Source organism: Peribacillus sp. FSL M8-0224, from assembly GCF_038003055.1.
GTDB classification, from domain to species: Bacteria; Bacillota; Bacilli; order Bacillales; family DSM-1321; genus Peribacillus; species Peribacillus frigoritolerans.
Genome location: NZ_JBBOOJ010000001.1, coordinates 4,535,876 through 4,548,084 on the forward strand (window position 1 = coordinate 4,535,876; position 12,209 = coordinate 4,548,084).

The 12,209-nt window shown below is 41.1% G+C and carries 13 protein-coding genes and 1 riboswitch; of the genes, 5 read left to right on the forward strand and 8 right to left on the reverse strand.

Annotated features, from left to right (window positions below):
• Positions 1 to 59: 59 nt before the first annotated feature.
• On the forward strand, positions 60 to 647 hold the full coding sequence (locus MKX49_RS21965) for a TetR/AcrR family transcriptional regulator (RefSeq protein WP_072273655.1): 588 nt from the start codon (positions 60 to 62) through the stop codon (positions 645 to 647).
• 73 nt (positions 648 to 720) lie between these two features.
• Here MKX49_RS21965 and MKX49_RS21970 read toward each other — a convergent pair whose 3' ends face one another.
• On the reverse strand, positions 721 to 1,419 hold the full coding sequence (locus tag MKX49_RS21970) for a GntR family transcriptional regulator (RefSeq protein WP_340877783.1): 699 nt from the start codon (positions 1,417 to 1,419) through the stop codon (positions 721 to 723).
• Between the two features lie 1,252 nt (positions 1,420 to 2,671).
• Here MKX49_RS21970 and MKX49_RS21975 point away from each other — a divergent pair.
• Entirely contained in the window at positions 2,672 to 3,121 is a 450-nt protein-coding gene (locus MKX49_RS21975; RefSeq protein WP_323598627.1) for a GNAT family N-acetyltransferase, read from the forward strand.
• Between the two features lie 89 nt (positions 3,122 to 3,210).
• Here MKX49_RS21975 and MKX49_RS21980 read toward each other — a convergent pair whose 3' ends face one another.
• Both MKX49_RS21980 and MKX49_RS21985 read right to left on the reverse strand, forming a co-directional pair.
• Positions 3,211 to 4,227 carry an ABC transporter permease gene (locus MKX49_RS21980; protein WP_340877784.1) on the reverse strand — a complete coding sequence of 339 codons (1,017 nt, stop codon included), beginning with the start codon at positions 4,225 to 4,227 and terminating at the stop codon, positions 3,211 to 3,213.
• Positions 4,224 to 4,949, reverse strand: coding sequence for an ABC transporter ATP-binding protein (locus tag MKX49_RS21985; protein WP_340877786.1), 726 nt, complete (start codon positions 4,947 to 4,949; stop codon positions 4,224 to 4,226). The genes MKX49_RS21980 and MKX49_RS21985 overlap by 4 nt, the downstream gene beginning before the upstream one ends.
• Positions 4,950 to 5,067: 118 nt before the next feature.
• Here MKX49_RS21985 and MKX49_RS21990 point away from each other — a divergent pair, with 118 nt between their 5' ends.
• Positions 5,068 to 5,667, forward strand: a complete 600-nt coding sequence (locus MKX49_RS21990) for a TetR/AcrR family transcriptional regulator (RefSeq protein WP_340877787.1) — start codon at positions 5,068 to 5,070, stop codon at positions 5,665 to 5,667.
• A 40-nt stretch (positions 5,668 to 5,707) separates the two neighbouring features.
• Here the strand turns inward: MKX49_RS21990 and MKX49_RS21995 are convergent, their stop codons facing one another.
• Entirely contained in the window at positions 5,708 to 6,961 is a 1,254-nt protein-coding gene (locus MKX49_RS21995; RefSeq protein ID WP_340878598.1) for an MFS transporter, read from the reverse strand.
• Between the two features lie 350 nt (positions 6,962 to 7,311).
• On the reverse strand, positions 7,312 to 7,503 hold the full coding sequence (locus MKX49_RS22000; RefSeq protein ID WP_034310797.1) for a hypothetical protein: 192 nt from the start codon (positions 7,501 to 7,503) through the stop codon (positions 7,312 to 7,314).
• A gap of 329 nt (positions 7,504 to 7,832) precedes the next feature.
• Positions 7,833 to 7,975, forward strand: a riboswitch (cyclic di-AMP (ydaO/yuaA leader).
• A 152-nt stretch (positions 7,976 to 8,127) separates the two neighbouring features.
• Between MKX49_RS22000 and MKX49_RS22005 the strand changes: the two genes are divergently transcribed.
• On the forward strand, positions 8,128 to 9,453 hold the full coding sequence (locus MKX49_RS22005) for a TrkH family potassium uptake protein (RefSeq protein ID WP_340877788.1): 1,326 nt from the start codon (positions 8,128 to 8,130) through the stop codon (positions 9,451 to 9,453).
• A gap of 23 nt (positions 9,454 to 9,476) precedes the next feature.
• Entirely contained in the window at positions 9,477 to 10,133 is a 657-nt protein-coding gene (locus MKX49_RS22010) for a potassium channel family protein (RefSeq protein ID WP_034310793.1), read from the forward strand.
• Positions 10,134 to 10,253: 120 nt separating this feature from the next.
• Here the strand turns inward: MKX49_RS22010 and MKX49_RS22015 are convergent, their stop codons facing one another.
• The 3 genes from MKX49_RS22015 to MKX49_RS22025 all read right to left on the reverse strand — a co-directional run bounded on the left by MKX49_RS22015 (position 10,254) and on the right by MKX49_RS22025 (position 12,143).
• A complete protein-coding gene (locus MKX49_RS22015; RefSeq protein WP_340877789.1) occupies positions 10,254 to 11,087 on the reverse strand; it encodes an STAS domain-containing protein in 834 nt (277 codons plus the stop codon).
• 13 nt (positions 11,088 to 11,100) lie between these two features.
• Positions 11,101 to 11,304 carry a hypothetical protein gene (locus MKX49_RS22020; protein WP_340877790.1) on the reverse strand — a complete coding sequence of 68 codons (204 nt, stop codon included), beginning with the start codon at positions 11,302 to 11,304 and terminating at the stop codon, positions 11,101 to 11,103.
• 137 nt (positions 11,305 to 11,441) lie between these two features.
• Complete coding sequence (locus MKX49_RS22025; protein WP_323598628.1) at positions 11,442 to 12,143, reverse strand: class I SAM-dependent methyltransferase; 702 nt, start codon at positions 12,141 to 12,143, stop codon at positions 11,442 to 11,444.
• Positions 12,144 to 12,209 lie beyond the last annotated feature (66 nt).

Here is a 12,209-nt window from a genome sequence, read left to right on the forward strand (position 1 = left end):
GAACTAATTTAATTGTTCTATTACATATTTTTAATTAAACTAAGGTTGAGGTGAAACAAATGGACGGATTTCAACGACGCAGGGAACAAAAAAAATTGAATATATTAGAGGCTGCCTTGGCTTTATTCATGGAGTATGGTGTCCAAAAGATTTCGATTGGGGAAATAGCAAAAAAAGCAAATGTATCTCAAGTAACGATATATAATTACTTCGAAAGCAAACATAATCTAATTCATGAGGTTTTTGTTTATTATACAGATAAGGCATTGGATGAATTTGAACAAATACTGGCCAGCAACATGGCCTTCCCTGAAAAAATAAAACATCTCATGTTCACGAAAAATGAAACAGCCAAACAAATTCATGAAGATTTTTATCAATATTTAATGAAGGAATATACTTCCGGAATCAATTATATGGAAAAAATATATACAGAAAAGGCCCTGCCCCGCTTTATCGATCTGTTTAACCAGGGGAAGGAACAAGGATATGTTGATCCGAACTTATCTAATGAAGCGATTTTATTTTATATAAAAGCAATGAATGAATATATCCAACGGGAAGAGGTTTATCAAAGCATCCTGCCTTTGACTGAGGATATTATGAAGATTTTGTTTTATGGGATCGTTGGGGAAAAAGAGAAATGAATGAAAAAAAACGGTGTGAATCGATATTTCCCATTCACACCGTAAAATCTTATTTAGGAATTTCCTGCACTCTTTAAGTCAATGTTAATAATTTGGCTGAAGTGTAATTATATTTCTCGATTGATAGATCAAAAACGGCTCCCGCTTTTAAAAAGACCGTACTTTCAACGATTAATGTCGGATCACCTGGCTGCAAGTCCAAAAGCCTGGCATCATCGTCGTTAAGTTTTTCACACGAAATGATTTTATCCGCAAACCCGATATTCAACTTCAAATCCTCGACTATATATTCATAAATGGAACCATTTGCGATTTCTTTATTTATGATGGGGATGATATCTTTATTGAAAAAGGACTCTTCTATTACAATGGGTTCACCATTTAAGTATCTAACCCTTTTGAGGTTATAGATTTTGGTTTTTACCTGGCATTTCATTTGTTTGGCCAATTTTTCATCAGCTTCTATTAATTCTAACTTCAACACTTTACTTTTCATTTCATCATTTGGAAAAACTTTGGTTAAGCCACCCATATCCCTCATCGAAATGCAGCCCGGTCTGGAAAATTCCCTAAGGAATATGCCGCTTCCTTGAACTTGATAGATATACCCCTGCTCAACCAATATGTTGATTGCTTTTCTAATGGTATTCCTGCTGACATCGAACTTCTTCATCAACTCTTCTTCAGTAGGTAACTTAGTATTTAATGTATATTTTCCTTCTAATATTTCTTTTTCCATTTGTTCTACGACCATTCTATACTTTACACCCATATTTCCATATACCTTCCTCTATACATAATGATTTAGAACAATAATTTAGACTGAATGATAGGTTTTCTTTACAATAGTTTATTTTATAACGATTGTAAAGAAACCTCTGTTTCTTTCAGACTGCAGACAAATCCAAATTTGTCTCAGTTTTTTATTACCATTCCAGCTGATTCAGAAATCCGCTCCCTTTCCGCCGACTGCCTGCCAAGCCTCCTCGGCGCGGCCTGCGGGGTCTCGGCTAGACAGTATTTCGGCAGGAGTGTCGCATATTTCTTCCATCCAATGAGGATTACAGGTGAAAAAAACTTAAAGGGTAAACTAGTCTTAAACATAATTCGGGATGAGATTGCCTACAGTTTGTTCTAGAAAACATTCCAGCTGATTTCAGAAATCCGCTCCCTTTCCGCCGACTGTCTGCCAAGCCGCATCAAAGCGAGCGCCTGTGGGGTCTCGGCTAGACAGTATTTCGGCAGAGTGTCGCATATTTCTTCCATCCGATGAGGATTACAGGTGAAAAACTTAAAGGGTAAACTAGTCTCAAACATAACTCGGTGTGAGATCAGCCTACAGTTTGTTCTAGAAAACATTCCAGCTGATTTCAGAAATCCGCTCCCTTTCCGCCGACTGTCTGCCAAGCCGCATCAAAGCGAGTGCCTGCGGGGTCTCGGCTAGACAGTTTTTCGGCAGGAGTGTCGCATATTTCTTCCATCCAATGAGGATTACAGGTGAAAAACTTAAAGGATAAACTAGTCTTAAACTTGGTTCCGAATAGACCAGCCTACAGTTTGTTCTAGAAAACATTCCAGCTGATTTCAGAATTCCGCTTCTTTCCGCCGACTGTCTGCCAAGCCGCATCAAAGCGAGCGCCTGTGGGGTCTCGGCTAGACAGTATTTCGGCAGGAGTGTCGCATATGTCTTCCATCCAATGAGGATTACAGGTGAAAAAAACTTAAAGGGTAAACTAGTCTCAAACATAACTCGGTGTGAGATCAGCCTACAGTTTTCATTTTAAAAAACGTTCCAGTTGATTGGAACGTAAGGTACGAGACTCCTGCGGGAAAAGCGTGGCCATGGGAGATCCCGCAGGAGTCGCCGAGGGCGGACCGCCCGCGGAAAGCGAGTGCCTGGAGTGGAAATCAACGATCAGATTTACTAATCCTCAAAAACGTGCGAAACCATATACCTTAGGGTATTTATATATCATGATAACAAAGCGGATAACCAAGTGCGAAATGAGGAAGGAAAATGAATGATGAAGACCACAATAAATGAAGTCTCGAAAGAAAATGTAACGGATATTTTGAAATTGCGAATAAACGAAAAGCAAAGGGCTTACATCGAAACGACTGAACAATGTTTAAAAGACGCTAAGGAATGTAACTATTACAGGCCAGTTGGGCTCTATTATGATGATATCTTGGTCGGCTTTGCGATGTATGGTTTTTTCCCTGGGGAAGGCGAAAATGGCAGAGTGTGGTTAGACCGCTTTTTCATTGACGCTGCCCATCAGGGTTTCGGGCTTGGAAGTATCATGTTGGAGGCTTTAATAAAAAGAATAATAGAAGAATATGATTGTCCTGAAATCTATTTAAGCATAGTTGAAGATAATCAGGCTGCCCTTCATTTGTATAGGAAATTCGGCTTTGCATTTAATGGCGAATCAGATTATAACAACGAAAAGCTCATGGTCAAAAAGGTGTAAGTATCAAGATCCCTTTAAAGCATGTCAGTAAAAAAAAAGCCGCTTCCTCACTTTCCAGGAATCCGGCTTCTTTTGTTAAGTTGTTGATTTCATAGTGCACGGTATTTTTTTAAGCTAATGATATTGATGGTGATAAAAACGATGGCAAAGGCCAGGAGAATGAGCAGATCCAGTAAGACCTCATCGAACGTGAAACCTTTGTACATAATGCCGTTCATGGCATCCGATGCGTAATAGAGAGGCATGACCTTGCCGATTTTTTGGAGCCAGTCTGACATGCCATCCAATGGGAAAATCCCTGTAAAGAAAACTTGCGGCACGATGACCAACGGAATGAATTGTACCATTTGGAATTCGGATGTCGCGAAACTCGATAGTAATGTACCAAGCGATAATGCAACGAGCGCGACCAGTATATTCGTCAGTAAAACGAGCCAAATGGAGCCAACAAGGACGATATCCAATACATTGACAGCATATAGTACGACAATTATGGTTTGAATTAGAGCAAATAAGCCATATCCGATCACATAGCCCGCTACGATTTCGTATCTTTTAATCGGGGTGGCAAGCAGCCGTTCCAACGTACCACTTGTACGCTCCTTCAAAAGCGCAATCCCCGCTATTAAAAATACAAAGAAGAAAACGAAAAAGCTGACGAGCATCGGACTGAAGGTATCAAAACCCTTTGTGTTGGCATCTCCGTAAACATATTTCTCCTCAATTGATGGAGTGTTTTTTTCATTCCCTTGCAAACCTTGCATCATTTGCATTTGAACGGCCTTTGCCCGGGTCGGTTCGTCGTTCAACAGTGTGAGTTTCATTTTGCCATTTTCAACATGCAGCCAGCCATCCGTATCCTTTTCAATCATCTTTTCCTGTGAGAATTCCTCAGCAGCCGTCACTTGAAAATCCGCTTGTTTCAATGCTTTAACGATCGTTTCATCACTGCCTGTAACAACGATTTTCGAATCACTTGACTCTGTATCGAAAATAAAATACATGAGCGTTAAAATGAGCAATGGAGCCAGGAAAAATAAAGCGAGCGTCCTTCGATCCCGGCGCATCTGCTGGGTAATACGAGTAACAAGAGAGGCAATTCTCATTTTAGGCCGCCTCCAATCCTTAAAAAAACATCATCAAGCGTTTCCGCGGCAAATTGAGTTTTTAAAGCTGCAGGGGTTCCTGCCGCGATGATTTCACCTTCACGCAGCATCGCCAGTTTATCGCATCGCTCCGCTTCATCCATCACATGCGTCGTGATGATGATCGTCTTATCATCTTCATTCCTTAAACGCTCAAGTTCCTCCCAAATCGATTGTTTCAGCAAAGGGTCTATTCCTACTGTCGGTTCATCCAAAATGAGAATCTCCGGATTTTGGATGAGTGCAACCGCAAGTGAAAGACGGCGTTTCATTCCCCCTGAATAATGGGCAACCCGAACGTTCAAATCATTCGTCAGCTGTACGATTTCAGCTGCATATTGAATGCGTTCCCTTCGTTCCTTTTTCGAAAAACGGTATAGCTTCGCAAAAAATTCGAGGTTTTCAGCTCCCGTCAATTCTGTATATAAAGCATCGGACTGTGCCATATAGCCGACATCCATTAACAGTGCTTCATTTGGCACTTCATGATCCAGAACCGTGACTTTACCCGCATCGGGTTTAATCAATCCGACAATCATTTTAATTAAGGTCGTTTTTCCGCATCCGGATGGACCTAACAAACCAAAAATTCCGCTTTTTTCAATATTCAGGCTCATTGGCTGAATGACCTTCTTCTGCTGAAAACCCTTAGCAATTCCATCAATGGAAATCGCATTTTTCATTGCACACACATCCTCCCTCTTTAATTAACACGGTGTTGAGTGTATCATCATTCTAAGGTAGCATTCGGTCTAATACAATCAACACATTTGGAAAAATGTTTAGTGAAGGAGACATTCCATGGCATCGATTCATGAGGATATGGTACAAAAAACGAAAAAGCAGATACAACATCATTTTATTGCACTCATTGAAGCAGAGGGGTTCTCACATGTATCCGTAAAGAAAATTGCAGAGCGTGCCAATATTAATCGGGGCACATTCTATTTGCACTACACAGATAAATATGAATTGATGGATCACTTACAGCAGGAATTGTTACATGAACTTCAAACCCGCATTACTGCCATTTTGCCTAAAGAGGCTTTTTTGGCTCTTCATCAACAGCAACTTTATCCGCCTTTCATAGCGATTTTTCAATTCATCAGTGAACATGCTCACGCATTAAGGGCCATTCTTGGTGATCAGGGCGACCCTTCTTTTGCGAAAAAAATAAAACGGGTTTTCGGGGAAGTACTGTTGGAGCGTTTGATCAGCCTTCATCCAGCAGCTAAAGATGAAGCATTCCGCATGTATATGCACGCCTTCCTGACATCGGCGATTTTAGGGGTGATTACGGAGTGGCTGGAGAACTGTGAAGAACAAACGGTGGAAGTAATGGCGAAAATCCATTTTCAAATCTTGAACTTCATCAGCCAATTGCGCACATTCATCCAATGAACGATTCATCAACGGCATATCAACATGCCTACAAATCGGATTACATCTTTTCCTTCGCTTCTATCTCTACATCACCAACGGAATAATACCTGCTCTTGGAGGTCTTCATACTAAGCATCGACAACCATATGGATAAAGCGAACATGATCAGGGAACCTGAAATCACCACGAACCGAATCGAAATGAAATGGGCTGAAACACCAACGATTGCGGTAGTAATGATGATCAATAAAGCTTCTAACAAGCCAAAAACACTTCCGACCCTGCCCATGATTTCCACAGGAATATTATTTTGATAAAAGGTTTGAAAGCCAGTGTTGGCAAAAGCCAATGCAAAGGCAATGATGAAAAATCCGATGGCGGCCAGTGAAAAGGAATTCGAAAAGGCAAAGATCATATAACCTATCGAGACAAATAAAGATCCAAGACCAATCATGTGCGAGATTTTCACTTTACTGATGAATACGGCATTGACTATGGCACCAACAATGATGCCTGCCCCGGCGACGCTTACAAGGAATCCGTAATCGCTGTCCGACAAACGGAGCACGGCCTTGGCAAACGCAGCTTCTTGGGAATCGATGGCCGTTTCCATCACCACCATGCAGCTGAATAAGAAATAAATGAGCATGATATAGGAAGATTTCCGGCTGAAGTCCAGGACGATGCCCCAATCCTTTTTCATGATGGTCCAAGACAGGTAATGATTGGATTGTTCAAGGCGATGATCCTTTTCAAGATTAGGCATGAATAGAGTGATGATACCGGATAACAATAAGGCAGCCGCGTTAATATAAATCGCTAAAACGGGCGTACCGATCAAGAAAAGGATACCCGCTAGCGCCGGTCCAATCAAAAAAGCTCCAGAATCCATTAAGCTTCGTAATGAATTAAATCGTTTCCTCTGTTCAATGGGTATTAATTTTGTTATATACGACCTAGATGCTGTTCCGAACATGGCCCCTGCCATATTGATCACGAAGACAAGGGAATACATGACCCAAATAGAAGAAGTCCAAGGCAGCAAGACTATGAATACCGTGCGAAATAGGTCAAGTGCCGCCATCAGGTTCCGCTTATTTATCCGGTCGATCACGCTCCCTGCCCACACATTCGTAAATATGGCAGCCATCGGTTTAACGATATAAAGTCCAGCTACCGCCAAGGCTGAACCAGTCATATCCAGAACGATTAAATTAAGGGCAATGAAATACACCCAAGAACCGAAGTTGGAGATACCTATTCCGCACAAAAGAATGGAAGGGTATTCCAGGATACCAATGCATTTTTTAATGTCATCGCTTCTCCCCCTTTGACCGAACAATAAAAACCCCGTCCCCAAAGCAATGCTTCTCGGGACGAGGTCAATTTGCGATGCCACCTTCATGTGTCACCATACATCCCCAACAATCCTCGGCTGCTCTCGGAAAGTGATTATTTCATTTTACTTTTCTTTACGTCCACATTAGGTATTACTAAATTTTAACATTAATGGTTAAATGCTGTAAATAAAGCAAAAAAACTCATTCAAAATAAATGAGTTTAAAAGCAAAACAAGATATGGATTTTTCGCTCACCGTTCCTGGATAGAACACAGGGATTACAATAATTGAATACCGCTAATGAATGTTGGAATCAGTTGATTTACCTTGGGGAAAACAATTTTAAAAACGGATTCTTTTTCTTATCCGTTATCCTTAATTCATTCATGATGATTTGATCCTCATGATCGGCTATCCATTTCCTTAGTGCATCTTTATCCTGGCATTGTGTTAAATATGTTTGGCCACCCTTGCCTGTAGCATTAATAACATATCTATTGAACGTCTTCTCCATAATTGCCCGCCTTTTTAATAAAATGTATTGAATTTAACTAATAATGTACTGCTTTTTCCTTTATCTTTTACAAAAGAAACATAATATATCTATTACAAATTTTGATTGGCAATAGCATGTTCTGCTTGAAATTATTGAATAAAGTACATCGATGCCGGTTATCATAATTGGATTAATCGAACCTATCATAATGTGCTAACTAATATTTGTCAATACGTTTTTTAAATGTAAATAAAACGTAAATTTTCAGTTTTGTTAAAGAAATATTTTTTTACGATTTAGGGGTTTACAACTGCTAAATGATGGGAGTAGAATACGTTTATCAATTTAATGCATTTCGGCCAAAACTCATGGAAAATGAGTACGGAGGACCCAATCATTTGGGGTTAATTCTGCCTTGCAGAAGGGATGAGATCAGCTCTTTCGCCATCCTACCCGTCAGCTAACTTCGTCGGCTAAAGCGAAGGAGGTCATAAGACCGCCTATTTCGGAAGCTTTTTTTGCACGCTTTTTGTAGCAATACAGCTATTCGATGTTTTCGCAGGTCTTTTTATTATGCCTTTAAAAAGATTCAAAAAGCAGATTGATGATTAAAAGTCATACAGTAGGGATGATCATTTGAGAATGACAAAATTGGATCCGCCAAAAATACTTGTACTCGGCTTTGCCATCCTGATACTTATCGGGGCCTATTTATTGACCCTGCCGATTTCCACAGAAAATGGCGATGGTCTTTCTTTTCTGGATGCTTTATTCACCTCGACTTCCGCTACATGTGTAACAGGACTGGTCGTTGTGGATACGGGATCGACCTTCACCACTTTTGGTGAGTTGGTCATCTTAACACTGATTCAGGTAGGCGGCTTAGGGTTCATGACATTTGCGACATTTTTCTTTTTATTATTAGGCAAAAAGATTTCTTTAAAAGGCAGGTTAGTTCTGCAGGAGTCGTTAAATAATCTATCCATGGCGGGTGTAGTCAGATTAGTGAAACGGCTTTTAATTTTCACGGCCATCATTGAGGGCATGGGTGCCCTTATCTTATCGATTCGCTTTTCTTTTGACATGCCAACCGGCAAGGCGATCTATTACGGTGTTTTTCATTCCGTCTCAAATTTCAATAATGCCGGCTTTGACTTAATGGGGGAATTCAGGAGTTTGACCCCATATGTATCGGATCCATTCGTAACCCTTACCGTTGCCTTCCTCATCACGTTTGGCGGGATAGGCTTTATCGTGATGAATGAACTATACGAATATCGGAATACACATCGTTTATCCGTACATACGAAGATTGTTCTGACGACTAGCTTGACCCTTACGATTGCCGGCGCGATTTTAATCTTTTTATTCGAGTACGGCAATGCCAAGACATTGCAGCCTTTATCTTTCATGGGTAAAATGCTGTCGTCTTTATTTCAATCGGTATCACCACGGACGGCAGGCTCCAACACGCTGAATATCACTGATTTAACTCAGCCTGCATTACTGCTCATCATTTTCTTGATGTTCGTTGGGGCATCACCCGGATCGACTGGCGGCGGGATTAAAACGACGACATTGGCGACGATTGCCGGAACGGTTTGGTCACAGATCAAAGGTAAGGGTGATGTGGTCTTGTTCCGCCACCGCATCGTGAGTGAAACGATTTTTAAAGCATTATCCGTTACATTCATTGGTGTATTCGTGGTTTCCATCATCTCCATTCTGCTGACCATCACTGAAAGCGGAACTGACTTTTTGATGATTTTGTTCGAAGCCACTTCAGCTTTCGCCACCGTGGGACTTTCAATGGGTTTGACCCCGGAATTATCACCTGTCGGCCGGATGCTCATCATTTTCACGATGTTTGCAGGCCGTGTTGGCCCTTTGACTTTTGCCTTTGCTATCGCCATGAGGCGCAAGCCAGATCCGTTCCGACGTCCAAAAGGGAAAATCATGATTGGTTAATAATGAATGAAGGAGTGTAAAAGATGGGAAAACGACAATACGCCGTGATAGGTTTAGGCAGATTTGGAACCAGTGTGGCCCATAGATTATATACGGCAGGCCAAGAGGTTTTGGGTATTGATGTGAACGAGGAAAGAGTCGAGAATGCGGAACTGAACGTTACCCATGCAGTCATGGCGGATACGACCGAAGAAGAGACATTGAAAGCAATCGGAATCCGTAATTTCGATTGTGTCATCGTAGCCATCGGAAATGACATGCAATCGAGCATTTTAACTACCTTGCTTTTAAAAGAGCTTGGGATCAAAAAGGTCATTGCCAAAGCACTTAATAAAAATCACGGTCAGGTGCTCACAAAAGTCGGTGCCGACTGGGTCATCTATCCTGAGAGGGATATGGGGGAACGGGTCGCGAATCAGCTCCTTTCCCCTAATATGCTGAACTATATAGAGCTTTCTAAAGAATACAATATCGAGGAAATCATCCTCCCCATGAGCATGAAGGGAAAAAGCCTCAGGGAGCTTGATTTACGGGCAAAATATAATATCAGCGTCATTGCCATCGTGAGTAATGGAGAAATTATCATAGCACCGTCACCGGATCAGGATATCCATGAAAAAGATATGCTTTTAGTGGTTGGCAATAAAGAAGATCTGGCCGTCTTTGCCAATATTGAATAAAATCCGGCAGGTTCCGGCTCTTGCTCCTTTTGAAGGCTAATACATACGAGAAGACCGCCATAAGGAGGTCTTCTCGATGAAATTTATAACGAACATGCCCGTGCCCTGGATATGTATGTATTATTTTTTCGTACTGATCGCTTGGGCAAGAGTGGACTTTATCGTCACTTTATCAAAAGGAAGTTGAAGCTTAACGGCAGTCATGGCTATTTCCGGCCGAAGTCCTGAAAGGGTTGTTTGAATTCCGATCAAATGCAAGGATTCAATCAATTGAGACAGCTGGTGTGCGGATCCGCTATCTATTGCATGAACGCCGGATAGGTCAATGAAAAGTCTGGTGACATTTTTTTCAGCGCACTTTTGTAAGGTGTTTTCAAGCAAGGACATGCCCCTCGCCGTGTCAATATCTCCTATCAGGGGAAGCAATGCCGTGTTATCTTTAAGGGAAATGATGGGTGTGCTCAATTCATCGATCGTTGCCTGTTGGGCTTTCATAATTTTATTGGCATACCTATGATTCGCTTCCGTAAACCGCTCCATCACTTCACTGATCACCTTCACCACTATCCGATACCAGGAGTTTATTTCCTCCTGTGTATATTGATCTCCATGCAATTTCACAAACCGGTCAATATAAACCAGGTATTGCTCTTGCGTACGGAAAAACTCCCTCAATATAAAATAAATGGGTGTGTTTAAATGCTGCTCATCCTGACCGATCTCTTCAATCCAATCACCAAGCTGCTTAAAGAATTCCCTCTCCTCTGTATCAAAGACCTGAAAGAAACGTAAATGGAATTCATTATTTTGCTGCTTAAGTTTTTTAATCACTTTGGGATCGGTTGAGCTATATACACCCGCACTATCACTTTTATTCAATGATGCGTACCAATCCTCAGTCAATTGTGCTGCCACACCCAATAAAAAGGAATATAATTCTTTATTTACGTGCATAAACTCCTCCTATTTAGTTTTTTATAAAAAGCAATCTAACCTGAAAACGGCATTGCCAGGGAATTGAAATATTATCAACAAAGCAAGCATCGAAGAAAACCTCTTCCATACTTAAAACCTTATGCTCTCTGATGCCTGATGGCCCCCTCTTTCCATATACCTTCCCAGCTGTTTTTGAAACCATGTTTTTTAAAAAAAGATCAGCAAAAGCCTTCATCTATCATTCTGGTAAATCTGCGTTCCCAAAACTTCATAGTGTTGTTATAGTTTACCATTTTTATTTTTCGTTAACAATTTCCACACACAAAAAAAGGACCTGATCCCAGATCCTCCGTTTAAAACCATTTCGCCTTCTCATTTCCTAAATAAAGCCGTCCATAAACCTTGCACCCCAAAGGTTTCATCCGATTGTTCCATTTTCCTCATTTTCCGTATTTCCACCACATCGAATTCCTTGAAGATCATTCTGAGTTTTTCTTCGGTAAAACCTAAACCGCCTTTAAGGCTTCTTTGCCTATATACTTCCCAATCTGAAATATCGGAACCACCCAATATGCCGCCTTCGACAAAACAAGTGATCGAATACAACCCCTTAGGCCTTAACGCCTTTTTCACCATCTCCAAATAGTTCATCCTTCGATGTGGAGCAATATGGTGAAAACAACCTGAATCATATACGAAGTCATATTGTCCTTTTGCAATATCCAAATCAAATATATTCCCTTGAATGAAGTTCACTTGGACATTTTTATCTCCTGCCCGTTCTTTTCCCCATTCAAGGGCTTCCTTCGAAAGGTCCACCGCATCAACGGAACAGCCCTTTTGAGCAAGGTAAATGGCATTTCTGCCAGGTCCGCATCCAAGCTCAAGAACCTTCCCTGGCCCAATTAACCCACCATCAAAATATGAAACCAAATTCTCATCAGGGAAATTTTCGAAAAAGGGAACCCCTTTTGTGCGATCTTCATAAAAACCATTCCAGAATCCAGTTGGTTCACGCAATAATGAGTCCAGCATGTTCAACAGATCTTCATAGGTTGTAATCGTCTCCGACAAAACCATCACCTCTTCCATTTTATCCCACCATTTAATTATACTCATTTCGCCCAGTGCCTCTGTAAC